Annotated in this window: 22 protein-coding genes; 15 read left to right on the forward strand and 7 right to left on the reverse strand. The window is 70.0% G+C overall.

Features of this window, described 5'->3' with window-relative positions:
- The first annotated feature begins 95 nt into the window (after positions 1-95).
- The 10 genes from ABD810_RS38975 to ABD810_RS39020 all read left to right on the forward strand — a co-directional run bounded on the left by ABD810_RS38975 (position 96) and on the right by ABD810_RS39020 (position 12,308).
- A complete protein-coding gene (locus tag ABD810_RS38975; protein ID WP_344952969.1) occupies positions 96-1,634 on the forward strand; it encodes a leucyl aminopeptidase in 1,539 nt (512 codons plus the stop codon).
- A 155-nt stretch (positions 1,635-1,789) separates the two neighbouring features.
- Positions 1,790-3,169: a dihydrolipoyl dehydrogenase gene (lpdA, locus tag ABD810_RS38980; protein ID WP_344952971.1), complete on the forward strand. Its 1,380-nt coding sequence runs from the start codon at positions 1,790-1,792 to the stop codon at positions 3,167-3,169.
- A gap of 30 nt (positions 3,170-3,199) precedes the next feature.
- On the forward strand, positions 3,200-4,693 hold the full coding sequence (sucB, locus tag ABD810_RS38985; RefSeq protein ID WP_344952973.1) for a 2-oxoglutarate dehydrogenase, E2 component, dihydrolipoamide succinyltransferase: 1,494 nt from the start codon (positions 3,200-3,202) through the stop codon (positions 4,691-4,693).
- A gap of 82 nt (positions 4,694-4,775) precedes the next feature.
- Complete coding sequence (locus ABD810_RS38990) at positions 4,776-5,705, forward strand: TIGR01777 family oxidoreductase (RefSeq protein WP_344952975.1); 930 nt, start codon at positions 4,776-4,778, stop codon at positions 5,703-5,705.
- A gap of 93 nt (positions 5,706-5,798) precedes the next feature.
- Positions 5,799-6,536 carry a Type 1 glutamine amidotransferase-like domain-containing protein gene (locus tag ABD810_RS38995; protein WP_344952977.1) on the forward strand — a complete coding sequence of 246 codons (738 nt, stop codon included), beginning with the start codon at positions 5,799-5,801 and terminating at the stop codon, positions 6,534-6,536.
- A gap of 21 nt (positions 6,537-6,557) precedes the next feature.
- Positions 6,558-7,283, forward strand: coding sequence for a lipoyl(octanoyl) transferase LipB (gene lipB, locus ABD810_RS39000; protein ID WP_344952979.1), 726 nt, complete (start codon positions 6,558-6,560; stop codon positions 7,281-7,283).
- Positions 7,284-7,347: 64 nt separating this feature from the next.
- The gene (gene lipA / locus ABD810_RS39005; protein ID WP_344952981.1) at positions 7,348-8,277 is read left to right on the forward strand and encodes a lipoyl synthase; all 930 of its coding nucleotides are present in this window, start codon (positions 7,348-7,350) and stop codon (positions 8,275-8,277) included.
- A gap of 81 nt (positions 8,278-8,358) precedes the next feature.
- Entirely contained in the window at positions 8,359-10,761 is a 2,403-nt protein-coding gene (locus ABD810_RS39010) for a beta-glucosidase family protein (RefSeq protein ID WP_344952983.1), read from the forward strand.
- Positions 10,762-10,815: 54 nt separating this feature from the next.
- Positions 10,816-11,496 carry a DUF4191 domain-containing protein gene (locus ABD810_RS39015; protein ID WP_425567046.1) on the forward strand — a complete coding sequence of 227 codons (681 nt, stop codon included), beginning with the start codon at positions 10,816-10,818 and terminating at the stop codon, positions 11,494-11,496.
- A complete protein-coding gene (locus tag ABD810_RS39020; RefSeq protein ID WP_344952987.1) occupies positions 11,496-12,308 on the forward strand; it encodes a class I SAM-dependent methyltransferase in 813 nt (270 codons plus the stop codon). Before ABD810_RS39015 ends, ABD810_RS39020 begins: the two co-directional genes overlap by 1 nt.
- Before the next feature lie 105 nt (positions 12,309-12,413).
- Here the strand turns inward: ABD810_RS39020 and ABD810_RS39025 are convergent, their stop codons facing one another.
- Positions 12,414-12,872 (reverse strand): RDD family protein, encoded by a 459-nt coding sequence (locus ABD810_RS39025; protein ID WP_344952989.1) that lies wholly within the window; start codon positions 12,870-12,872, stop codon positions 12,414-12,416.
- A 143-nt stretch (positions 12,873-13,015) separates the two neighbouring features.
- On the opposite strand from ABD810_RS39025, the gene glnA reads away from it, so the two are divergent.
- Positions 13,016-14,440: a type I glutamate--ammonia ligase gene (glnA, locus tag ABD810_RS39030; RefSeq protein ID WP_344952991.1), complete on the forward strand. Its 1,425-nt coding sequence runs from the start codon at positions 13,016-13,018 to the stop codon at positions 14,438-14,440.
- A gap of 249 nt (positions 14,441-14,689) precedes the next feature.
- Complete coding sequence (locus ABD810_RS39035; protein WP_344952993.1) at positions 14,690-15,235, forward strand: ester cyclase; 546 nt, start codon at positions 14,690-14,692, stop codon at positions 15,233-15,235.
- Between the two features lie 251 nt (positions 15,236-15,486).
- Here the strand turns inward: ABD810_RS39035 and ABD810_RS39040 are convergent, their stop codons facing one another.
- The 3 genes from ABD810_RS39040 to ABD810_RS39050 form a co-directional block, all read right to left on the reverse strand.
- Positions 15,487-15,651: a hypothetical protein gene (locus tag ABD810_RS39040; protein WP_344952995.1), complete on the reverse strand. Its 165-nt coding sequence runs from the start codon at positions 15,649-15,651 to the stop codon at positions 15,487-15,489.
- Positions 15,652-16,114: 463 nt separating this feature from the next.
- Complete coding sequence (locus ABD810_RS39045; RefSeq protein ID WP_344952997.1) at positions 16,115-17,137, reverse strand: hypothetical protein; 1,023 nt, start codon at positions 17,135-17,137, stop codon at positions 16,115-16,117.
- Positions 17,134-17,622 carry a SigE family RNA polymerase sigma factor gene (locus ABD810_RS39050; protein ID WP_344952999.1) on the reverse strand — a complete coding sequence of 163 codons (489 nt, stop codon included), beginning with the start codon at positions 17,620-17,622 and terminating at the stop codon, positions 17,134-17,136. The genes ABD810_RS39045 and ABD810_RS39050 overlap by 4 nt, the downstream gene beginning before the upstream one ends.
- A 151-nt stretch (positions 17,623-17,773) precedes the next feature.
- Here ABD810_RS39050 and ABD810_RS39055 point away from each other — a divergent pair, with 151 nt between their 5' ends.
- From ABD810_RS39055 to ABD810_RS39065, 3 genes are all read left to right on the forward strand, one after another.
- Positions 17,774-18,517, forward strand: a complete 744-nt coding sequence (locus ABD810_RS39055; protein WP_344953055.1) for an MBL fold metallo-hydrolase — start codon at positions 17,774-17,776, stop codon at positions 18,515-18,517.
- Between the two features lie 190 nt (positions 18,518-18,707).
- Entirely contained in the window at positions 18,708-18,944 is a 237-nt protein-coding gene (locus ABD810_RS39060) for a hypothetical protein (protein WP_344953001.1), read from the forward strand.
- A 182-nt stretch (positions 18,945-19,126) separates the two neighbouring features.
- Entirely contained in the window at positions 19,127-19,309 is a 183-nt protein-coding gene (locus ABD810_RS39065; protein WP_344953003.1) for a hypothetical protein, read from the forward strand.
- A gap of 15 nt (positions 19,310-19,324) precedes the next feature.
- Here the strand turns inward: ABD810_RS39065 and ABD810_RS39070 are convergent, their stop codons facing one another.
- From ABD810_RS39070 to ABD810_RS39080, 3 genes are all read right to left on the reverse strand, one after another.
- Positions 19,325-20,347, reverse strand: coding sequence for a polysaccharide deacetylase family protein (locus tag ABD810_RS39070; RefSeq protein ID WP_344953005.1), 1,023 nt, complete (start codon positions 20,345-20,347; stop codon positions 19,325-19,327).
- A 207-nt stretch (positions 20,348-20,554) separates the two neighbouring features.
- A complete protein-coding gene (locus ABD810_RS39075; protein ID WP_344953007.1) occupies positions 20,555-21,577 on the reverse strand; it encodes a hypothetical protein in 1,023 nt (340 codons plus the stop codon).
- A 164-nt stretch (positions 21,578-21,741) separates the two neighbouring features.
- On the reverse strand, positions 21,742-24,714 hold the full coding sequence (locus ABD810_RS39080) for a bifunctional [glutamine synthetase] adenylyltransferase/[glutamine synthetase]-adenylyl-L-tyrosine phosphorylase (RefSeq protein ID WP_344953009.1): 2,973 nt from the start codon (positions 24,712-24,714) through the stop codon (positions 21,742-21,744).
- Between the last annotated feature and the right edge of the window lie 35 nt (positions 24,715-24,749).

Raw genomic sequence — 24,749 nt, forward strand, 5'->3', positions numbered from 1 at the left:
ATGTGCGAGGCACCATTGACACCATTCCCGAAAGACGGACCCGCCCCCGTGCGGCGTTCACCCAGGTAAGGGATTCGTAGGACGAACCCTCGTTTATGCGTACGCGGCAAGCACGGCTAGCATCGGCCTACGTGACGACAGTGCGACTTAACGCCTCTGACTCGGGATCGGTGGAGACCGACGCCCTCGTAGTCGGCATCAATACCTCGCCCGACGGCCTTCGCCCCGCATCGGGCGCGGAGGCCGTGAACTCCGCACTCACCGGCGGGCTCGCCGCGACGCTCGGCGCGCTCGGCTTCTCCGGGCACGCAGGAGAGATCGCGAAGATCCCGACCTTCGGTGCCGTACCCGCGCCGTTGGTCGTCGCCGTGGGCCTTGGAGACGCCCCCGAGGAGGCCGGCGCCTACGACCTCGAGGTCCTGCGCCGCGCGGCCGGGGTCGCCACCCGCTCGCTGGCCGGCACCGCCCGCGCCGCGCTCTCGCTGCCCGCCACGACGGCGGAGCAGGCCGAGGCCGTGGCGCTGGGCGCCCTGCTGGGCGCCTACGACTTCACCAAGTACCGCACCGTCGGCGAGGTGAAGGCGCCGGTGGCCGAGATCGTCGTGCTGAGCGGCGCGTCCGGCGCCGAGGCAACCGTGAGCCGGGCCGCGACGCTGGCCGAGTCCGTGGCGCTGGTGCGCGACCTGGTGAACACCCCGCCGTCCGACCTCGCGCCCGCCCGCTTCGCGGAGATCGCCGAGGAGAACGGCACCAAGGCCGGCCTGTCGGTCGAGGTCCTCGACGAGGTGGCGCTCAAGGAGGGCGGCTACGGCGGCATCGTCGGAGTCGGCCAGGGCTCCGTCAACCCGCCCCGGCTCGTGCGCCTCGGCTACACCCACCCCGAGGCCGGCACGACCTTGGCGTTCGTCGGCAAGGGCATCACCTTCGACTCCGGCGGCCTTTCGCTCAAGCCGTCCGCGTCCATGGCCTGGATGAAGTCCGACATGGGCGGCGCCGGCGCCGTCTTCGGCGCTCTGCTGGCCATCGCCAAGCTGGGTCTCCGGGTCAACGCCGTCGGTTACCTGTGCCTGGCCGAGAACATGCCGAGCGGCACCGCCCAGCGCCCATCCGACGTGCTCACCACCTACGCCGGCAAGACCGTGGAGGTGCTCGACACCGACGCCGAGGGCCGGTTGGTGCTCGCCGACGGCATCGCCCGCGCGGGCGAGGACGACCCCGACCTCATCGTCGACGTCGCCACCCTCACCGGCGGGCAGATCGTCGCGCTCGGGTGGCGCACCTGCGGTGTCATGTCCTCCGACGACGACCTGCGCGACGAGGTCGTCGAGGTGGCCGTGGCACAGGGCGAGGCCGCCTGGGGCATGCCGCTGCCCGAGGAGCTCCGCAAGGGTCTCGACTCCCCGATCGCCGACATCGCGAACCTCAACCCCGAGCGCTCAGGCAGCATGCTCGCCGCCGGCCTCTTCCTGCGCGAGTTCGTCCCCGAGGGCGTGCGCTGGGCGCACGTCGACATCGCGGGGCCGGCCTTCAACAAGGAGGCGCCGCACGGGTACACCCCCAAGGGCGGCACCGGCATGCTCACCCGCACCCTGATCGCGCTGGCCGAGCGCTATCAGGCGGGCCGCGAGGCATGATGAGCCAAGGACGCGAACGACGGCGCGAACCCGCCGCCAAGCGCGTCACATACACGCGAGACAAGTGAAAAGATGCTGTTGGGCAGGCCGGGCACGCCGTGAAAGCGGCCATGCCGCGGCCATGAGGGCCCACCGATCCGACAAGGAGCTTTCCAGTGGCTGATGGCAGCGGCCCCTTTGACATCGTTGTCCTGGGCGGCGGTAGCGGTGGCTACGCCTGCGCCCTGCGGGCGGCCGAGCTAGGCAAGTCCGTCGCGCTGATCGAGAAGGACAAGATCGGCGGCACGTGCCTGCACCGGGGATGCATCCCCACCAAGGCTCTCCTGCACGCCGCGGAGGTCGCCGACGAGACGCGCGAGGCCGGTGGCGTCGGCGTCAAGGCCCGCTTCGAGGGCATCGAGATGACCGGTGTCCACGCCTTCAAGGACAAGATCGTGACCCGCGCCTGGAAGGGCGTCCAGGGCCTCCTCAAGAGCAGAGGCGTCACGATCATCGAGGGTGAGGGCCGGCTGGCCGGGCCGAACCGCGTCACCGTCGGCGACCAGGCCGTCGAGGGCCACAACATCGTGCTGGCCACCGGATCGGTGCCCAAGTCGCTCCCCGGTCTCGACATCGACGGCGAGCGGGTCATCACCAGCGACCACGCCCTGAAGCTCGACCGCGTCCCGGCCTCGGTGATCGTTCTCGGGGGCGGCGTCATCGGCGTCGAGTTCGCGTCCGTCTGGAAGTCGTTCGGCTCCGAGGTCACGATCATCGAGGCCCTGCCCCACCTGCTCCCGCTCGAGGAGGAGTCCAGCTCCAAGCTCCTGGAGCGCGCCTTCCGCCGCCGGGGCATCAAGTACGAGCTGGGCACCCGCTTTGAGAGCGTCAAGACCACCGACACCGGTGTGGTCGTGACGCTGGAGGGCGGCAAGACCTTCGACGCCGAGCTGCTCCTGGTGGCCGTGGGCCGCGGCGCCGTCGCCTCCGGCATGGGCTTCGAGGAGGCCGGCATCGCGATCGAGCGCGGGGCCGTCGTCGTCGACGAGTTCTGCCAGACCAATGTGCCCGGTGTCTACGCGGTCGGCGACCTGATCCCGACCCTCCAGCTGGCGCACGCCGGCTTCGCCGAGGGCATCCTCGTCGCCGAGCACATCGCGGGCCTCAACCCGGTGCCGATCGACTACGCCGGGGTGCCCCGCATCACCTACTCCGACCCCGAGGTCGCCTCGGTGGGCATCACCTCCGCCACCGCCAAGGAGCGGGGTTACGAGATCACCGAGCTGGTCTACGACCTCGGCGGCAACCCCAAGAGCCAGATCCTGGGCACACAGGGCGCCGTCAAGATCATCGCAGCGAAGGACGGCCCGGTGCTCGGGGTCCACATGGTCGGCAAGCGCATGGGAGAGCTCGTCACCGAGGGTCAGCTGATCTACAACTGGGAGGCCCTGCCCTCCGAGGTGGCCCAGCTCGTCCACGCGCACCCGACCCAGTCCGAGGCTGTCGGCGAGGCGATGCTCGCCCTGGCCGGCAAGCCCCTGCACGTACACAACTAAGCCCTCACAGGAAACGCGAGAGAAGACACCATGCCGGTTTCCGTAACCATGCCCCAGCTCGGCGAGAGCGTGACCGAGGGCACCGTCACCCGCTGGTTGAAGAAGGAAGGGGACCAGGTCGAGACCGACGAGCCTTTGCTCGAAGTATCGACCGACAAGGTCGACACCGAGATCCCCTCCCCGTCCGCCGGCGTTCTCACCAAGATCGTCGTTGCCGAGGACGAAACGGTGGAGGTCGGCGCCGAACTGGCCGTCATCGACCAGGACGGCTCCTCGGGCGGGTCCGCCGCTCCGGCGCAGGCCGAGCCCGAAGCCCAGGCCGAGCCTGAGCCCGAGCCCGAGCCTGAGCCCGAGCCGCAGCCCGAGCCCGAGCAGGCCAAGGCCGAGCCCGAGCAGGCCAAGGCTCCCGCCCCGGCCTCCTCTATCCCGCAGCCGCCCGCTCCGGCCCCGCAGCAGGCGCGCCCGCAGCCCCAGCAGCAGGCCCAGCAGCAGGCTCCGGCCGCCACCGCGGCGCCGTCGCCGATCGCGCCGGCGGCCCCCAGCGGTGACAGCCCGTATGTCACGCCGCTGGTCCGCAAGCTCGCGGGTGAGCACGGCGTCGACCTCGACGCGCTGAGCGGCACCGGCGTCGGCGGGCGCATCCGCAAGCAGGACGTGCTCGAGGCCGCGCGCATCCAGCGCGAGCAGGCGGCGCAGGCCCAGGCCGCGGAGTCCCAGGCGGCGCCGTCCGCCCCGGCCGCTCAGGCCGCTCCCGCCCAGGCCGCCGCGCCGGCTCCCGAGCCGGTCCAGGCCGACACCACGCTGCGCGGCCGCACCGAGAAGATGTCGCGCATGCGGCAGACCATCGCCAAGCGCACGATGGAGTCGCTGCAGTCGTCGGCGCAGCTCACCTCGGTCGTCGAGGTCGACGTCACCAAGATCGCCCGGCTCCGCGACCGTGCCAAGGCCGACTTCCAGCGCCGCGAGGGCGTGAAGCTCAGCTTCATGCCGTTCTTCGCGGTCGCGACGGTGGAGGCGCTCAAGCAGCACCCGAAGCTGAACGCGGTGATCAACAGCGAGACCAACGAGGTCACGTACTTCGACCACGAGCACCTGGCCTTCGCCGTCGACGCCGAGCGCGGCCTCGCCTCCGCGGTGATCAAGGACGCCGGTGACCTCAACATCGCCGGTCTCGCCCGCAAGATCGCCGATCTGGCCGAGCGCACCCGCACGAACAAGGTCAGCCCCGACGAGCTGTCCGGCGGCACGTTCACGCTGACCAACACCGGTAGCCGCGGCGCGCTGTTCGACACGCCGATCATCAACCAGCCGCAGGTCGCGATCCTCGGCACCGGAGCGGTCGTCAAGCGCCCCGTGGTGCTCGACACGCCCGACGGCGAGGTCATCGCGGTGCGCTCGATGGTGTACCTCGCGCTGACCTACGACCACCGCCTGGTCGACGGCGCCGACGCCGCCCGCTTCCTGACGACGGTCAAGCGCCGCCTGGAGGAGGGCCGGTTCGAGAACCAGCTCGGCCTGGGCTGACACCGCCGGCCGTCAGCCCTGCCCCGCGGGAGCGAGGCAGGGCTGACGGGTAGCCGAGGGGTCGCCGACGTAGGGTGATCACATGGCAGTCGTCGTCACCGGCTCTTCCGGACTCATCGGTTCGGCCCTCGTGCGCGCCCTGCGCGACGAGGGCCGTCCTGTCGTCAGACTCGTGCGCCGCACTCCGGCCGAGCCGGACGAGGCCTTCTGGGATCCACAGGAGGGCGTCCTCGACCCCTCGGTCCTGGAGGGGGCCGAGGCCGTCGTCCACCTCGCCGGGGCGGGCATCGCCGACAAGCGCTGGACCGACGACCGCAGGCGGGAGCTCGTCGACAGCCGGGTGCGGGGCACCCGCATCCTGGCGACCACGATCGCCGGGCTGGAGCGCAAACCAGGCGTCCTGCTGTCCGGGTCCGCCATCGGCGTCTACGGGGACACCGGCGAGCATCCGGTCGACGAGTCCTCCGAGCCTCCCGTACGGCCGCGCGGCCAGGGCGCCGCGGCCGAGCCCGGGCAGTGGCTCGCCGACCTGTGCCGGGCCTGGGAGGCCGAGGTCGCCCCCGCCGAGGCGGCCGGCGTCCGCGTCGTGCGGATGCGCACCGGCCACGTCCTGACCGACAAGGGCGGTTTCCTGGGGAAGATGCTGCCGGTGTTCAGGCTGGGCATCGGAGCCCCCCTGGGGTCCGGCAGGCAGTACACCTCGTGGATCTCCATGCCCGACTGGCTCGGGGCGGTGGCCCACATCCTGGCCGAGCCGGATGTGTCGGGCCCGGTGAACCTGACGGCTCCCACGCCGGTCACCAACGCGGAGTTCACCAAGGCTCTGGGCCGTGCGCTGCGGCGCCCGACCATGCCCATCGCGGTGCCCGGCTTCGCCCTGCGCGCCGGGGTCGGCGGCCTGGCGGACGAGGGGGTGCTCATCGGCCAGCGTGTGCTGCCCAGCCGCCTGCTGGAGATGGGATACCGGTTCAAGCATCCGCGCCTCGATCAGGCACTGGCCGCCCTACTCTAGGTGGCCGTTCCGGTGACATGGTAGAGATGCCACGACTCGGCCCTGCGGCCCGGGGGCGAGCCGTGTTCACCCCCAGAAGAGGCAGGAGAGATCATGAGCAGGCTCGGCCAGTCCCACATTCTCGCCATCGGTGGCGGTTCTTTCCGCCCCACTCCCCGTTATGGGTTCCTGGAGCCCTCAGGCCTGCTCCGCTACGCACTCGACCTGACCGGTCAAGATCGCCCCAAACTCGGCCTGCTCGCCACCGCGACCGGTGACGACGCCGACTGGCTGCTGAAGATGTACGGAGCCTTCCGCACGTGGGACGTCGAGGTGACCCACCTCACCGTCTTCCCGATGCCCAATGTCGACGACCCGCAGGAGTGGATGCTCGAGCAGGACGTCATCTACGTCAGCGGTGGCAGCGTGGCCAACCTGGCGGCCCTGTGGCGGCTGCACGGGCTCGACGAGGCGTTCAAGGAGGCGTGGCGTGCCGGTGTGGTGCTGTCGGGTCAGAGCGCCGGAGCGTTGTGCTGGCACGTCGGCGGCAACACCGACTCGTTCGGCCCGACCTTGCGGCCATGGGCGGAGGGCCTCGGCATGCTGCCCTACTCCTGCGGCGTCCACTACAACTCCGACCCCCAGCGCCGGGCCCTGCTGCACGAGTCGATCGCCTCCGGCGAGCTTCCGGAGGGCTACGCCGCCGACGAGGGCGTGGCCCTGCACTACGTCGGGCAGGAGTTCATCCAGGCCGTCACGGTGGACCCCGCCGGGTACGCCTACAAGATCGAACGGGACGACGACGGGGGCGTGAAGGAGTTCAGGATCGAGCCTCGCCTGCTGACCACGTGACCTCGCGTTAGGCTGACCTCCGTGAGTGAGCGCGCCAAGCACCAAAGCACCACGGAGAGCGGGGCTGACAGGCTCGCGCTCGTCCGGCTCGGGGTCGACGTTCCCTACGAGCAGGCGTGGGAGCTTCAGCGCGAGGTCCACGCCCGCCGGGTCGCCGACGCGATCCCCGACACGTGCCTCATGCTGGAGCACGCCCCGGTCTACACCGCCGGCAAGCGCACACGCCCCGAGGAGCGGCCCGTCGACGGCACCCCCGTCATCGACGTCGACCGGGGTGGCAAGATCACTTGGCACGGTCCCGGTCAGCTCGTCGGCTATCCCATCGTCAAGCTGACAGAGACGCTCGACGTGATCGCCTATGTCCGCCTGCTGGAGGAGTCGCTCATCCACGTGTGCGCCGACTTCGGCGTGGTGGCGGGCCGCGTCGCCGGCCGCAGCGGCGTCTGGGTCGCGGGCGACCCGGCGAGCGGCCTTCCCGACCGCAAGCTGGGTGCGATCGGCATCCGGGTGGCCCGGGGGGTGACGATGCACGGCTACGCGCTCAACTGCGCCAACGACCCGAGCTGGTTCAACCGCATCATCCCCTGCGGCGTCCGCGACGCGGGAGTGAGCTCATTGTCCGCCGAGACCGGGCGGCGCATCACGGTCGACGAGGTCCTTCCCTTCGCCGAGAAGCGGCTGGCCGAGGCGCTCGGCGTGGAAGGCCTCGACGTCCAGGAAGAGGACCTGCTGTCGGGCCGCATCTGAGCGGCCGATGCGAGGAGGATCCCTGCGTCGGGGTCAGCGGGCGCGGAGACGTAAGCTTTGACGCGTGACCGTTGCTCCTGAAGGCCGAAAGCTCCTCCGCCTGGAGGTGCGCAACAGCCAGACCCCCATCGAGCGCAAGCCCCCGTGGATCAAGACCCGGCTCAAGAACGGGCCGAACTTCAACGAGATCAAATCGCTCGTGAAGGACCAGGGCCTGCACACGGTGTGCCAGGAGGCCGGCTGTCCCAACATCTCCGAGTGCTGGGAGGACCGCGAGGCCACCTTCCTCATCGGCGGCGACCAGTGCACGCGGCGATGCGACTTCTGCCAGATCGACACGGGCAAGCCCGCCGCCTACGACAGGGACGAGCCACGCCGGGTCGCCGAGTCCGTCGTCCAGATGGGCCTGCGCTACGCCACCGTCACCGGTGTCGCCCGCGACGACCTGCCCGACGGCGGCGCCTGGCTGTACGCCGAGACCGCGCGGCAGATCCACGCGCAGGTGCCCGGATGCGGCGTCGAGCTGCTGGTCCCCGACTTCAACGGCCACCGCGACCAGCTCGAAGAGGTGTTCTCCAGCCGTCCCGAGGTGTTCGCGCACAACATCGAGACCGTGCCGCGCATCTTCAAGAGCATCCGCCCCGCCTTCCGTTACGAGCGCTCGCTCGAGGTCATCACCATGGGGCGCGAGGCGGGGCTGGTCACCAAGTCCAACCTCATCCTCGGCATGGGCGAGCGGCGCGAGGAGATCAGCCAGGCGATGATCGACCTGTTCGACGCCGGGTGCGACCTGCTGACCATCACGCAATACCTGCGCCCGACGCTGCGGCACCACCCCGTCGACCGCTGGGTCAAGCCCGAGGAGTTCTTCGAGCTCCAGGAGGAGGCCGAGGAGATCGGCTTCGCCGGGGTCATGTCCGGCCCGCTCGTCCGGTCCTCCTACCGCGCCGGCCGGCTCTACCGGCAGGCCGTCGAGGCGCGGCAGACCACCTGACCCGCCGCCTCACCGCCGGCCCTGGCGCGTCCGCCGAGGCCGGCCTCGGCGGCCCCGCTCCCTCCCCTATCCAGGAGCGTCGTGGACATCGAGGAACTCATCGGCATGCTCGACCTTCCCTCGAAGGTCCGGCTGCTCAGCGGCGCCGACATGTGGTCGCTGCCCGCGCTGCCCGAGATCGGCCTGCGGCGCCTGGTGATGAGCGACGGCCCGATCGGGGTGCGCGGCGAGCAGTGGTCGCCGGCCGACCCGTCGATCGCGCTGCCGAGCCCGACCGCGCTGGCGGCCACCTGGGACATCGAGCTGGTCCGGCGGGCCGGGCGCCTGCTGGCCCAGGAGGCCCGGCGCAAGGGCGTCCACGTACTGCTCGCCCCGACGATCAACATCCACCGCAGCCCGCTCGCCGGCCGCCACTTCGAGTGCTTCTCCGAGGACCCCCGCCTCACGGGCGAGATCGGCGCGGCGTACGTCCAGGGGGTGCAGGAGGGCGGCGTCGGCACCACCCCCAAGCACTTCGTCGCCAACGACTTCGAGACCGAGCGGTTCACCGTGAACGTCGTCGTCGGCGACAGGGCACTGCGCGAGGTCTACCTGGCGCCGTTCGAGCGGGTGGTCGAGGCCGGGGCGTGGGGCGTCATGGCCGCCTACAACGCCACCAACGGCACCACCATGACCGAGCACGGTGACCTGCTGGGCGGCGTGCTGAAGGACGAGTGGGGGTTCGACGGGTTCGTCGTCTCCGACTGGACCGCCACGCGCTCCACCGACGCGGCCGCGCTGGGCGGGCTCGACGTGGTCATGCCCGGCCCGTACGGCCCATGGGGCGACAAGCTGGTCGAGGCCGTCCAGCAGGGGCGAGTGCCCGAGCGGGTCGTGGACGACAAGGTCCGCCGCGTGCTCCGGCTGGCCGAGCGGGTCGGCGCCCTCGGCGACACGCCTCCCCAGCCACCGCCCGGCCCCATCGACGGCCGCGCCCTGGCCCGTGAAGTGGCCGCGCGTTCGTTCACGCTGCTCCGCAACGAGGGCGGGCTGCTGCCGTTCCGCGGTGTCCGCAGCGTCGCGCTGATCGGATCGGCCGCGGCCGCGGCCAGGGTCATGGGAGGCGGCAGCGCGCAGGTCTTCCCCGACGAGATCGTCTCCCCTCTTCACGGCCTGCGCCGCCGCGAGGGGCTCGACGTGCGCTTCGCGGTCGGGACCGACCCGCGGCTGCGGCTGGCGCCGCTGCGCACGCCGAGCCGGGCGCGCTTCATGGACGCCGGCGGCGAGACGCTGGCCGAGCACCCGCTCCGGACCACCGAGGCCCGGTGGATCGGCGAGTTGCCCCGCGACGTCGACGGCCCCCGCCTGGCCGCCGTGGAAATGCTCACCACCTTCACCCCCGAGATCTCCGGTCCGCACCAGCTCTCCATCTCGGGGGCGGGCGCGTTCACGCTGGCCGTGGACGGCCACCCCGTGCTGGACGAGACGATCAGCCCTCCGGACGGCGACCACGCGTCGGCCTTCCTGTCGCCCCCCGAACGCAGGATCGTCGTCGCCCTCGCCGAAGGGGTGCCGGTCGAACTGTCGGTACGCCACGCGACCTCGGCGCTGAAAGGCATGGGCTTCATCGCCTTCGCCCTCGGCCACGCCGACCCCTGCCCCGACCACGAGACGCTCATCGCCGAGGCGGCGGGCATCGCCGCGGGGGCCGATGTGGCGGTGGTGGTCGCGGCCACGACCACGGAGGTGGAGAGCGAGGGGTTCGACCGCACGAGCCTCGCCCTTCCCGGCCGGCAGGACGAGCTGATCGCCCGCGTCGCCGCCGCGAACCCGCGCACGATCGTGGTCGTCAACGCCGGCTCACCGGTGGAGATGCCCTGGCTCGACCAGGTCGCGGCCGTCCTGCTCACCTGGTTTCCGGGTCAGGAGGCCGGGGACGCGCTCGCCGACGTGCTGTTCGGCGACGCCGAGCCGGGCGGGCGGCTGCCCACCACCTGGCCCTCGCGCATGGAGGACGTCCCGGTCCTCGACCTCACCCCCGTGGACGGCGAGATCCGCTACGACGAGGGCGTACTGGTCGGCTACCGGGCGTGGGAGAGCGCGGGCCGCGCCCCGGCCTTCTGGTTCGGGCACGGGCTGGGGTACACCACCTGGACCTACGACAGCATCGCGGCCACCAGGGAGACCCGCGGCGCCTCGGTGACGGTGGCGGTGACCAACACCGGCGACCGGGCGGGCCGGGAGGTCGTACAGGTCTACCTGTCGCGCGCGGCCTCCGGGCACGACGGCCCGGACGGGGAGGCGCCCTCGCGGTGGCTGGCCGGGTTCGAGGTGGTCCCGGCCGAGCCGGGCACGACGGTCGTCACCACGGTGACCATCCCCGAACGGGCCTTCCAGGAGTGGACGGAAGCGGGCTGGCGCACGGTCCCGGGCGAGTACGTCGCAGAGGTCGGACGCAGCGTGGCCGACCGGCGACTGGCCGCCACCATCATGGTCGCGATCTGACCGGCTTCAGGTCACGTTTTCCTTTCTTCACCCTCGCATTTGTATCCTTCAACCATGGCGAACAAGCCCGCAGACCCAGCGCGCCCGGGGCGCATCAAGCAGATCCGGATGATCGCGCAGATCATCAACAAGGCCAACCCGAAGGGGATGCCGATCGTCTTCGCGACGGCCATCGCCACGCTGGCCGTTTTCGTCGTCCTCGGGCTCGTGACCGGCCTGGTGTGGCAGCTCATCATCCTTGGGTTCATGGTCGCGCTGACGCTGGGCATGGTGGTCTTCGGGCAGCTCGCCCAGCGCGCGCAGTACTCCATGCTCGGCGGGCAGCCCGGCGCCGCGGCGGCGATCCTGCAGAGCATGCGCGGCAACTGGCAGGTGACCCCCGTCGTGGCGGCCACCCGTGACCAGGACGTCGTGCACAGGGCCGTGGGCTATCCCGGCATCGTCCTTGTGTCCGAGGGCCCGGGCGCCCGGGTGCAGAAGATGCTCGTGGCCGAGAAGAAGCGCGTGCAGCGGGTCGCCATCGACGTCCCGGTGTACGACGTCCAGTGCGGCGACGGCGAGGGCCAGGTGCCCCTCAAGAAGCTCCAGCGCCACCTGATGAAGCTTCCCCGCAACCTCAAGAAGCAGGCGGTCTCGGAGGTCAACTACCGGCTCCGCGCCCTGCCGCAGTCGATCGCCGTGCCGAAGGGCCCGATGCCGAAGGGCGCGCGCATGCCCCGCGGCAAGATGCGGTGATGTCAGGTTCCGCGGGGTTCGCCCGGCGTGCGGTGGCCGACGCCCCGACCGTACGGGCCAATCGCCGGTGGTGGGACTCGGCGGCCGACGACTACCAGGCCGAGCACGGCGGGTTCCTGCGGGACGCGGGCTTCATCTGGTGCCCCGAAGGGCTCGACGAGGCCGACGCCCGCCTGCTCGGCGACGTGCGCGGCAGGCGGGTGCTGGAGGTCGGGTGCGGGGCCGGGCAGTGCGGCCGGTGGCTCGCCGGGCAGGGCGCCGACGTGGCCGCGTTCGATCTGTCCTACCGCCAGCTCCAGCACTCACGGCGCATCGACGACGAGCTCGGCACGCGGCTGCCCGTCGTCCAGGCGGACGCCGGGCGGGTGCCCTTCGCCGACGGCTCGTTCGACCTGGCCTGTTCCGCCTACGGGGCGCTGCCGTTCGTCGCGGACGCCCAGACCGTGCTCGCGGAGATCCGCAGGGTGCTGCGGCCGGGGGGACGGTTCGTCTTCTCCGTCAGCCATCCGATCCGCTGGGCGTTCCCCGACGATCCGGGTCCGCGCGGGCTGACCGCCGACCGCTCGTACTTCGACCGCGCGCCCTACGCCGAGGTGGACGAGCAGGGCGAGCCCTCCTACGTCGAGCACCACCGCACGCTCGGCGACTGGGTGGGGCTCATCGTGGCGTCGGGCCTGACGCTCACGTCGCTGGCGGAGCCTGAGTGGCCCTCCGGCCACGACCGCACATGGGGCGGCTGGAGCCCGCTTCGCGGCCGCCACCTTCCGGGCACGGCGATCTTCACCTGCGTGAACGGCGGCGCGCGTACCTAGTACGGCGATCGGGTGGGCGGCGTGGGTGAAGGCGCTACCGGCCGTGGACGATCACTGCGCGGCGCGGCCGTGGACGATCACTGCGCGGCGCGGCCGTGTATCCCTCTAGTCGCGGACGACGATCGTGCGGGCGGCGCGGTCGTGGAGGCCGCGCTGGTCGCGGTCCCAGATCAAGGCGGGCACGGCCAGGCAGAGCAACAGGGTGCGCAGCAGGACCAGGCCGAACGCCGGACGGCCGCCGCCGAGCGCGGCGACCCGGATGCCCAGCAGCTTCATGCCGAACGTCGATCCCAGCGTGCCCACGAGCAGGATGTACTCCAGGGCGAAGATCGCGAGGCCGACCCAGCCGGCGCTCCGCGGGTCGGCGCCCAGTATTCCCCGGCCGATCGCCCAGGTGCAGATGAGCCAGTCGATGGTGAGGGCGCCGATGCGCCTGCCGAACCCCGCGACCGACCCGCTCCCTTCCTTGGGCAGGCCCAGCCTCTCGCCCGGATAGCCCAGTTCGACACCCGCGGCGCGGGTCCCGCTGATCCACGTCTGGGTCCATCTCGGTTCCTTGGCCATGCAGGTAAGATAACCACGAGCCGTAGTGGTCCTTTCAGCGGCACACCCCCCTCCGCTTAACATCCGTGAAACAAACGAGACATGGGGTGGAAACGGCACAGGCCTACCTTCGAGTCTGCAAGCCCGTGCCCCTGGGAGGTTGGATGTTCAGCTCCGCCGACGACGTCCTGAAGTTCATCAGGGACGAAGGGGTGCAGTTCGTCGACGTCAGGTTTACCGACCTGCCGGGCACGACGCACCACTTCACCTTCCCCGTGGAGAACTTCGGCGCGAGCGTCTTCACCGACGGACTCATGTTCGACGGTTCGTCGATCCGCGGGTTCCAGGCCATTCACGAATCGGACATGTTGCTGCTGCCCGACCCGTCGACGGCCGTGGTCGACCCGTTCCGCCAGCACAAGACGCTCATCATCAACTTCTTCGTCCACGACCCGCTGACCGGCGAGGCCTACAGCCGCGACCCGCGCAACGTCGCTCGCAAGGCTGAGGAGTACCTCAAGGGCACCGGCATCGCGGACACCGTGTTCTTCGGCCCCGAGGCCGAGTTCTACATCTTCGACGATGTACGCTTCGCCAGCAGCGCGAGCGAGAGCTTCTACCACATCGACTCGATCGAAGGCGCCTGGAACACCGGCAAGGCCCAGGAAGGCGGCAACCTCGGGTACAAGCCCCGTTACAAGGGCGGCTACTTCCCGGTTCCGCCGATGGACCACTTCACCGACCTGCGCTCGGAGATGGTCCGCCGTCTCATCGACTCGGGCATCGAGACCGAGATGCAGCACCACGAGGTGGGCACCGCCGGCCAGGCCGAGATCGACTTCAAGTTCGGCACGCTGCTCAAGACCGCCGACAACCTGATGCTGTACAAGTACATCATCAAGAACACCGCGGTCGAGTACGGCCACACGGTGACCTTCATGCCCAAGCCGATCTTCGGGGACAACGGCTCCGGCATGCACTGCCACCAGTCGCTCTGGAAGGACGGGGAACCGCTCTTCTACGACGAGGTCGGCTACGCCGGTCTGTCCGACATGGCGCGCTACTACATCGGCGGCCTGCTCAAGCACGCGCCCGCACTTCTTGCCTTCACCAACCCGACGGTGAACTCCTACCACCGTCTGGTGCCGGGATACGAGGCGCCGGTCAACCTGGTCTACTCCCAGCGCAACCGCTCCGCCTGCATCCGCATCCCGATCACGGGGTCCAACCCCAAGGCGAAGCGCATCGAGTTCCGCGTGCCGGACCCGTCCTGCAACCCGTACTTCGCGTTCGCCGCACAGCTCATGGCGGGTCTCGACGGCATCCGCAACAAGATCGAGCCGGCCCAGCCGGTCGACAAGGACCTGTACGAGCTTCCTCCCGAGGAGGCCGGTCAGGTTCCGCAGGTTCCCGGGTCGCTGCCGGAGGTCCTTCTCGCCCTCGAGGCCGACCACGAGTTCCTGCTCGAAGGCGGCGTGTTCACCCCCGACCTGATCGAGACGTGGATCGCCTACAAGCGCGAAAACGAGATCGACCCGATCCGCCTCCGCCCACACCCGCACGAGTTCGAGCTCTACTACGACGTGTGACGGCTCGCACGTACGGTGACCTGCGTGTTCGCTGTGCGTGCCATGGGGCGCCGTAAGTCGTGGAATCGAAAGCCCGTGGCAGGGTCTTGGACCTTGCCGCGGGCTTTTCGCATTGTGCGCTGTCTCTTGGGTCAGCGGGGAGACCATTTAGCGCCTTTTGGTCTGTGCGAGACGTCACCGGGACCGGTAGCCGACTCGTCCCTGGGTAAGATCAAGTAATCGTCAGGTTCGATAGCCGAAGGCGAACCCATGTCGACCTACTGGGATCTCAAGCACCGACTGACCGACGCGGTGAACGCTCACGACCTGCGGAGAGTGCTCGACTGCTACAGCCCGGACGCCGTCTACGTGACACCGGCAGGGGTCGCAGAGGGACATGATCAGATCGCCTGGTTCTATGAGCAGTTCTTCAAGGCGTTCGACGACTTTCACGAAACGGCATGGTTCGAGCTCGGCGACTGCGATAACCCCTCCGTCACGGAATGGACGTACACCGGCACCCATACCGGACCTTTCCTTCGGCCGGATGGGCGGGAAATCGGACCAACGGGCTGCCACGTCACTATCCGCGCCACCTGCGCCTGCCACGTCGAGGGCGGCAAGATCACCACGCACCGTGAATACTACGACCAGCTAGAGCTGTACAGCCAACTCGGCCTCGGCCTGACGGAGCTCAACTCCGAGGTGACGGTAAGCGCGGCAGACGACGAGGACCTGACCTCGAAGCCCGCGCACCCTCAGTTCCATTCTCCTTCCGCCCGACGTCCCATGCTGGGAATCTTCAGGAGACATTGAGTCGTGCGCGTGAGGTAGTGCCGTAAGTCGTGGGTTCCGGGCCGGGTGTCGAGCGAATCGCGGCCTGCCTGGCGGATCGCAGCATGGCTGTAGGCAGCAGGGTCCCAGAGGTATCAGGCTCCTGCCAGGCTCCGATGGTCGCTCGTTCCGCGCGTGAGGCCACCGGCCGCCCGCCTGAGCGAGGACGGGGCCGGCGGCCTTTCGCATGCGAGGCCTGTCCTGCCATGCCAAGCGCAGGACGTGGTACCGCTCTAGCGGCGCCGGCGGCCCGGGTCCGTGGCGTTCTTCCAGCCGTGACGGGGGTCCACGACAGGGCCGGGGTTGATGGGCTTGCCGATGACGGCCGAGGACAGCTTGGTCACCGCCTGGAAGAGCTCGTGCACGAGCGACTTCGGGCTCTTGGGGGTGCTGGACATGTGAATTCTCCTTGCGGACGGATGTCCGTCGGGTTCAGATCCTCGATAACTCACGATATGTCGTGTACATCATCCCGTCCACTTGGCGCGGATCACGGGCATGGGGTGGATTCGGTCTATGAAGGCCGACCCGGTGCCCGTTTGACGGGCACCGAGTTTGCTACCCGCCCCGCCTGAGGCCATTCCATAGAGCGCGGCGCGGTTCCATCTGCCAGGTGAGGACGGGTCACGATCCATCCGACATGCGCAGGCGGGTCGCGACCCATGCACCGAGCGGAACTCATCACAAGGACAGGCACCGCCAGATCTATCGCTTCAAGGCCCACCCGGCACCCACTTGACGGGGCCACCGTGGCTGCCCGCCCAGCTCATGATCCCGCTCCGCGGAGGGCAAGGGGGTCCACCCGCCAACTCAGCGGCGGATGCCCACCACCAGAAAGAGCGGGGGCCTCGGTGGTGGCCGTTACTTGATCTGTTCCCAGAATCCCGCTGACCAGCGGACGGGACGGTTGCCGTCAGGGCCTCGCATCGACCAGCGAATGGTCAGTTCGGCGTCCTTGCCCGGCGGGATCTCGGTAAGGGACATGGCCATCGGATAGGACCCCTTCTCCCATACGCCGCACTGGCCGCCTACACCGGTGGGCTTGCCGTTCAGCAGGAGCGTGTACGACAGCCTGGCGGCCAGTGCGCCGGAGCAGAGCTGGTCGGCGCCGACCGTCTGGCCGCCGCGTACGTGCAGGGTCGTGGAGGGGTCTCGCGGCCACAAGCCGGTCGTGGTCCGCAGCGCCCGGTAGCCCTTGACATGGGGGAACGCCTTGACCGGCCCCGGTTCGACAGCGGTGCCCGGAGGAATCCACTCGTAGATGCCGAAAGTCCAGGCGCCTTCCTCCTCGGCGACCGGGGTGCAGGAGCCGCTGGGCTTGGAGCGCACGCACCCACTGCGCGCCGTGGTGGCGTCGAAGGTCGCGGTGACCTCTTTGGCGCCCTTGGGCACGGGAAGGGCGAGGAGCTGAACGCCCTTCACGCAGGGGCCGAGTCCGCCTGCGCCCAGCGGCCGCCCACCGACCCGGATCTGCGGGGTGATGGCGTGCCTGCCGCCTGTGCAGGTCGCGGCCAGGTCAAAGGGCTTGCCGGTGCTCGGGACCGTCAAGGTGCCCTTCTTGTGCAGGGGCACCTTGAGCGTGGTCTGTCCCAAGAGCCGGTACGGCACGCCGTCCGTGGCCGTGAACCGCTCAGGCAGGCCCGTGGAAGCCGAGGCGGTCACCACCGGCTGCACCGCCGCGCTCTGCTCCTGATTCTGGGATATCGCCAGAGCGCCGGACAAGGCCGCTGCGGCCACCATCAGCGTTGTCGCTCCTGCCACCATCGTCCTTCGATGCCTGAGACGCCGGATGCGCGCCTCCACCTGTGCTTGGCGTACCGGGTTATGAGGCGGGACACCGTCACCGCGTTCCCGCAGCAGCTCGCGCAGATCTTGGACACTCACAACGACACCTCCGTCATGATCGACTCATCTCCCCGCAACTTGGCCAGCGCCTTGGCCGTCTGGCTCTTGACCGTGCCCGGCGAGCAGCCCATCAGCTCGGCCACCTCCGCGACCGGGAGGTCTTCATAGAAGCGCAGCACCACGACCGCGCGCTGGCGGGCAGGGAGTCTGCCCACGGCGCGCCAGAGCAGCTCGCGCTCGCCGAGGTCGCCGGCGGCGCCGGCCACGTGCTCTCCGGGCAGGTCATCGGTCGGCAGCTCCCACCGCCACCTGCGGCGCCGCCAAGAGGTGTAGGTGGTCACCAGGACCTTGCGGACGTACGGCTCCGGCGTGTCCACCTGCGACCAGGCGAACCACACCTTGGCCAGGGCCTCCTGCAGGAGATCCTCGGCCGCCGCCCAGTCGTGGGTCAGCAGGTACGCGGTGCGTAACAATCGATCGGACCGTGTTGCCACGAAGTCCATGAATTCTGCCCGTTCCGCCACGTACCGCCTCCTGTCGCGAACCTGTCGCCGTAGTGACGCACCATCGCGCCCCCCGGGTTGCCCATGAGGCTCGTCGAGATCGTGCGAGTTGATCCGTTGGAGAACCGCCTGGTGATCACGGTCTGAGGAGTTCGACCGTAGAGTGAGCGACATGCGGATCACCGTGTTGGGCGGCTGCGGCGCATGGCCGGCAGCCGGACAGGCCTGTAGTGGCTATCTGGTCGAGCAGGACGGGTTTCGCCTCCTGGTGGACCCCGGATATGCCACCCATCCTCGCCTCCTGGCACTGAGGGCCGCAGAGGAGATCGATGCGGTGCTGGTCAGCCACGGTCACCCCGATCATTGCGCCGACCTGCATCCGTTGCTGCGAGCCCGGGCACTCGCCGGCGACGCGGCCCCCGCGCTGCCGGTGTACTCACCGCCCGACGCCCTCAACGCGGTCCTCGCCCTGGACGGGCCGGGGTCGCTTCGCGGTGCCTACCGGGTGCACGAGTTCACCGCCGGCGGCCGGTTCGAGATCGGCCCCTTCCAGGTGGATACCTGGCTGCTGCCGCACTGGGTGCCCAATGCCGGTCTGCGGCTGTCCGCCGATGGCCAGGTGCTGGCTTACACCGGAGACACCGGACCGAGTCCCGACCTGACCGCCTTGGCCCGCGACGCCGATGTCTTCCTGGCCGAGGCCACCTACGCCGAGCATGTTCCCGAGGACTCCGCCCGTTACCTGTCGAGCGCCCGGCAGGCGGGCGAGAACGCCGCCAAAGCCGACGTTGGAAAGCTGCTGCTCACCCACCTGTGGCCGGGAACGGCCCCCGAGATGATCGAGGAGGCCGCCCGGCAGATCTTCTCCGGAGAGATCGACGTCGCTCACGGCGGACTACAGGTCGATCTGGACTGAGAGGCATGCCGTAACCGCTGGTGGAGCAACTGACCAGCGGTTACGGCCACACGGAACCGAGATCACCCCGCAGAACCGGCATCACCGTGATCACCCCGCTGTCGCCACATCCTCACCTCCAATGCCGCTCAACGGTCATGGGGGCCGGGGTCAGGTGGTCGTCTGGGGCTCGGTGCGGAGGGGGTCGCCGATGAAGGTCAATCCCTTGCCGGTCAGGCGGTTGAGCAGTTCGGCCGGGGTACCGGTGCTGGCCGCGCATGATGAGGGCGGGACCACCTGCGACAGCGAACGGTGGCGGCTGGAGGCGGTGGTGGACCGCCTCGACGCCAAGATCGCCGACTTGATGCGGGCGCGGCAGGCCGCGGCGGAGACCCTGGAAGAATGCCGCGCGGGCCGATGCCGGCTCGCGCCGCGCCGCCCGTTGTGACCGGGGGTACCGGCCGAGGAGGTGACGCCCGTGGACGAACGGGCGCAGGCCCTCCCGGCACCCGCTTGATCGGGGCACCCGGTGGGCGCCCACCCTAGAAATACCCCGCGGGTCTGTGACGTTATGGTTTTTGGTCGGCGGGCGATATCGCGCCTGCCCACTTTCACCGGAAGGCAATCCCCATGTTCGGTCGCAAGCCCATCGAGGAGCGACTCGCGGAACGCCGCGCCAAGCTTCCTCCTCTCAAGGAGGGGCAGCACTTCGAGCATGGGCCGGCCAAGTTCGTGTTCGTCTTCCTGATCGTGTTCCTCGTGGTGGCTCACCTCATCGGCCTGGTCGTCCTCATGGTGATCGACCTGAACTGACCGCGCGGTCGTCACTCAGTACGGCAGCGTGTAGGCGCGGAAGTGTTGTGCCACGTAGGGGCCCTTGAACTTCGGGTAGGCCACCGTCTTGATGTCGCCGTCGGAGGTGTAGCGGTCCTCCGGGTGGGCGTTCAGCCAGTCGAGCCAGGCGGTGGAACAGAAGCGGGCACAGTCGCCGACCTTGTCCATGGCCCTGATGCGCGGGATGCCGAGCGGGTCGAAGTCCTTGCTGAACGGCGAGGGCCCGGGGGTGTACCCCGCCAGGAAGACCCCGTTGTAGTTGTAGCGAACGTCCCCGGCTCCGCCCCTGATCGCCCAGTCCTTGGTGCTCGGCTGGTTGCCGTACGGCAGGGCGAGCGTGGCCGGCGGATCCTTGATCAACGAAGTGATCAGCTTGTGGCCCGCCGTGATCTGCTCGGTGACCTGTTCCTTGGACCGGCCGCGCAGGTTCAGGTGGTCGCGCGTGTGGTTGCCGATGTCGAAGCCGTTGTCCCGCAGCCACCCGAGGACCTGCCCCTGCGCCTCAGGACCGAACGTGCCGAACATGTCCTTGATCACGTAGAAGGTGGCGACCGGCCGGAATCCCGGATACTTGCGGGAGACGTCCTGCAGGATGCCGACGGCGGTGTCGGGCTTCGGCTTGCCCGACCCGTCCAGGGTGAGCTGTGAGGGCGAGGAGTCGTCGAACGTCAGGACCACCGGATGCTTCCCGGCGGGGATGCCGATCCTGCCGGTGGTGTACTCCCTGGCCGTGATGGGGACGTAGCCCTCCTTGGCCAGCCGTTCGATCTCGGTGCGGAACTGCTCCGGCGTCCGGTCGTCTGAGCCGGCGGGCGCCTTGGGCATGATGCGGTGGTACATGAGCACCGGGATCTGCCCGAGCTCGTTCGCCTTGGCCTTGGCCGCCTTGGCGACCGCCGCCTTGTGCGCCTCCTGCGCGTTCGCGGGCTTCGCCGACTTGTTCGCCGCCGGCTGCGCCACGACCTTGGTATCCCCCTGCGTGCACCCGGCGAGCGCGATCACACTCAGTGACAGCACTCCGATACCACGTGTCGCCAAGCCCCCCATGGCCCCCCCAACCAACCCCGAGGAATGAGATACGTCTCTCCTACCCCCCCGACCTGGGGGTTCCACACGAGGCGATCGGCACGGACGCCAAGCCTGGCACCTGATTCGGCATATAACGGCATTCCCGCTATGTCACGTTATGTAGCTAATTAGACCCCTTTAGGGCGGTCAACGACGTCACTTCGTGGCCTCGCCGGCACGGACTCGGATGCCGGTCAGGCGGCGGAAGATGTCCCACCAGAAGGGGGCGCCGAACAGCAGGGCGAAGAACGTGAGCAGGAAGCCCGGCCAGTGGCCCGGGGTGACCATGCGCTGGAGCCACTCCCCGCCGTTCCAGGACCACTTGGGGCTGCCGGTGTCGGGGATCTTCACCGACACCGGGGCGTTCCCCACGATCTGGACGAAGGCGGGGGCCGACAGCACCTCGGTCACGCAGGCATACGGATCGTTGGGGTGGTCAGGGCACTTGTCCCGAAGGCCCGACACCGAGCGCACTCCGCCGTCGGCGGTGGCCGCCACCTGGGCGCGGATGGCGTTGTCGGTGAGGATCGCCCTGCCGTACTCCAATGAGTCCATGCTGAACACCAGTGTCAGCACCAGGCCCAGCGCGGCGATGACCCAGCGGACATAGCGGCGGTAGAGCATGGTCAGACGCTGCATCTCGCCGTCGAACCACTTCTCGACACCCTTGCGGAACGCGTCCAGGTCGCCCTCGGCGGTGTCCCACACGCCGTTCAGCGGCCCGTACAGAGGGCTGTGGCCCTCCTTGAGCTTCGCCAGCAGGGTCGGCACGCCACCCTCACCGGTGACGATCTCCATCACCGCCATCGCGAAGCTTCCGGGCGGGATCGAGGCGATGCTCGTCTTGCCGTCCTTGCGATGGTCGATCTCGCGGAGCCGTTCGTACAGGCGCTCCGACCAGGTGGTGGCCGTGCTCTGCACCGGCGCGGGAAGGTCGCTGAACGCCGGCCGGGCGTCCTTGCTGAACGGCAGGCGCCCGAAGACCTCCCCGATCGTGGACGGGATCCAGGACTTCTTGCCGTCGGGCCCGTCGAGCGTGTCCCGCAGGTAGGCCCACAGGAACTTGCCGCGGATGCCGAGCAGCCGTACGAGTCCCTCGTTCAACCCGCTCACCAGCATCGAGAAGAGCAGGAACGCCAGGACCAGGCCGATGGCCAGGTCGATGTATACAGAGTTCAAGGGAGACCACCTGTGACCGTAGACACGCCTTCCGCGACGGTCGCCGCAATCAACTGACGTCGATCCACTCGGATCGGTTGTCACGCCCGGGTTTTCCGGCGGCGCTCCGGCTCCACCAGGCGGAGCATTCGGGGATATCCGGCCTCGTCAAGCGCCGCCGGCGGTCACTCCGCTCCGTAGAAGACGCGTTCGGTGACCACCCGGGCGCGCCGGGTCGCCCTGTGGTAGTCGTCGACGAAGTCCTCCGAGCCGTCGGGAGGGTAGCCCAGGGCACGTGAGATGAGCATGCGCTCGCGCACGTCGACGGGGATGCTGTCACCGGCCCGGCCGCGCACCAGCATGATCGCGTCACGGATCTGGCTGGCGAACCGCCAGGCCTCGGCGAGCACCTCCTCGTCGGTGGAGGCCAGCAGCCCGGCCCCGACGGCCGCGCGCAGAGTGTCCAGCGTGCGGGTGGTGCGCAGCTCCGGGACCTCGTAGGCGTGCCGGAGCTGGATGAGCTGTGCCAGCCACTCGACGTCCGACAGCCCGCCCCTGCCGAGCTTGGTGTGCAGGCGCGGGTCGGCGCCCCGGGGCAGCCGCTCGGCCTCCATGCGCGCCTTGAGCCTGCGGATCTCGCGTACCGCGGAGTCGCCGATGCCGTCCGGCGGGTAACGAAGCGGTTCGATGAGGTCCATGAACTCGGCACCGAGATCGGCGTCCCCCGCGGAGAAGCGGGCGCGGAGCAGGGCCTGGGACTCCCACGGAGACGACCAGCGGCGGTAGTACGCCGCGTACGAGGAGAGCGAGCGGACCAGAGGACCCTGGCGCCCCTCCGGGCGCAGATCCGGGTCGATCTCCAGCGGCGGGTCCGGGGCGGGGCGGGCGAGCAGGCGGCGCAGCTCGTTGGCGACGGCGTGCGCCGCGTCGGTCGCGGTCTTCTCCTCCACGCCTTCCAGGGGCGAGTGGACGAACATGACGTCGGCGTCGCTGCCGTACGAGCACTCGTACCCGCCGAGGCGCCCCATGGCGATGACGGCGAAGCGTGTGGGGAAGTCGCCGCGACGCTCCAGGGAGACCTTGTGGATCGCCGCGTCCAGGGCCGCCTGGATGGTCACGTCGTTGAGTTCGGAGAGCGCCTGGCCGACCTCCTCGATGTCGATGCGGCCGACCAGTTCCGCCACGGCCGTGCGGAACAGCTCGCGACGGCGCAGAGCGCGCACGGAGGCGACGGCGGTCTCGGCGTCCGCGGAGTGACGCTGCACCGACGCGCCGGCCTCGGTGGCGAGGGATGCCTTGGGACGGACCCTCAGCTCCGCGTCGGAGCCGAGCATGGCCACGGCGTCCGGCGCGTGCAGCAGCAGCCCGGTGGCGTAGCGGCTGGTGCCGAGCAGCCGGGCCATGCGCTCGGCGACGGCGGTCTCGTCGCGGAGCAGGCGCAGGTACCACGGGGTGGTGCCGAGCTTGTCGCTGACCTGGCGGAACCCCAGCAGGCCCGCGTCGGGGTCGGGCGCGTCGGCGAACCAGCCGAGCATGACCGGCAGCAGGGTGCGCTGGATGGCCGCCCGTCGCGAGACACCGCTGGTGAGCGCGGCGATGTGCCGCAGGGCGCCGTCGGGGTCGGCGTAGCCGAGCGCGGAGAGACGGGCCGAGGCCGCGGCGGTGGACAGCCGGGCCTCCTCCCCGGGCAGCCTGGCGACGGCCTGGAGCAGCGGCCGGTAGAACAGCTTCTCGTGCAGCCGCCGCGCCTCCATGGCGTGACGTTTCCACCGGGTGGTGAACTCTCCCACCGGGTCGACGACCATGCCGAGGCCGCGGCCGATGCGGCGCAGGTCGGTCGCGCTCTCCGGCACGACGTGGGTGCGGCGCAGGCGGTGGAGCTGGAGCAGGTGCTCGACCTGCCGCAGGAAGGTGTAGGCCTCGGCGAGGGCCTTGGCGTCGTCCCTGCCGATGTAGCCGCCTCGCGACAGCGCGGCGAGCGCCGGCAGCGTGGCCCGGCGGCGCAGCAGGCCGTCGGAACGGCCGTGCACCAGTTGCAGGAGCTGGACGGCGAACTCGATGTCGCGCAGGCCGCCGGGACCGAGCTTGATCTGCCGGTGGGCCTCGCTCGCGCGGACGTTGGCCTCGACCTTGCGCCGCATGCCCTGGACGTCCTCCACGAAGTGGTCACGGGCGGCGGCCTGCCAGACGAGCTCGTTGACCACGGCGACGTACTCCTGGCCGAGCTCCAGGTCGCCGGCGATGGGCCGGGCCTTGAGCAGGGCCTGGAACTCCCAGGTCTTGGCCCACCGGCGGTAGTAGGTCAGGTGGCTGGCGAGCGTGCGCACGAGCGGGCCGGCCTTGCCTTCGGGCCGCAGGGCCGCGTCCACCTCCCACAGGGCCCCCTCGGGAGTGCTCATCGAGCAGGCCCGCATCATGCCCTGCGCCACCTTGGTGGCGGCCTGGAGGGCCTTGGTCTCGTCGACGCCCTCCCGGGGCTCCGCGACGAAGATCACGTCCACGTCGCTGATGTAGTTCAGCTCGCGGGCGCCGCACTTGCCCATGCCGATCACCGCGAGCCGCACGTCGGAGCTCTCCGGATGGTCGGCCCTGGCGATGGCGAGGCCCGCCTCCAGCGCGGCGCCGGCCAGGTCGGACAGCTCGGCGGTGATCTGTGACAGGGAGACCTCGCCGGTGACGTCGCGCGCGGCCAGGTGCAGCAGCCTGGCGCGGTAGGCCACGCGCAGGGCCGACATCGTTTCGGTGTCCGCCTGTGTGGCCTGGGGCTCGGCCTCGGACGGGTCGGCGCCGACGGCTTCGAGCAGCTCGGCGCGCATGTCCCTCTCGGGCATGCGCTGGACGGCGTACTCGCCTTCGAGCAGCTTCCAGTGCTCGGGGTGCCGTACGACGTGCTCTCCGAGGGCGGCCGAGAGGCCGAAGACGCCGAGCAGCCGGGATCTGAGCCCGGGGTCGGCGCGGAGGGCGCCGAGGACGCTGGGATCGCGCTCGGCGAGACGGTTGAGCGAGGTGAGCGCGAGGTCGGGGTCGGCGGCGCTCACCAGGGCGGCGAGCAGGTCGAGATCGCCCACGGCCTCGGGCCCGAGATCGTCGAGAAGCCGCTCGGCCTGGGCTCCGTCGACGAAGCCCAGCCGGGCGAGCCGCCCGGCCGTCGTCTGCATACGGGACTCGGCGTTCACATGGCCAAAGTAGCCGT

This window comes from Sphaerisporangium flaviroseum, assembly GCF_039537005.1.
Classification (GTDB): Bacteria; Actinomycetota; Actinomycetes; order Streptosporangiales; family Streptosporangiaceae; genus Sphaerisporangium; species Sphaerisporangium flaviroseum.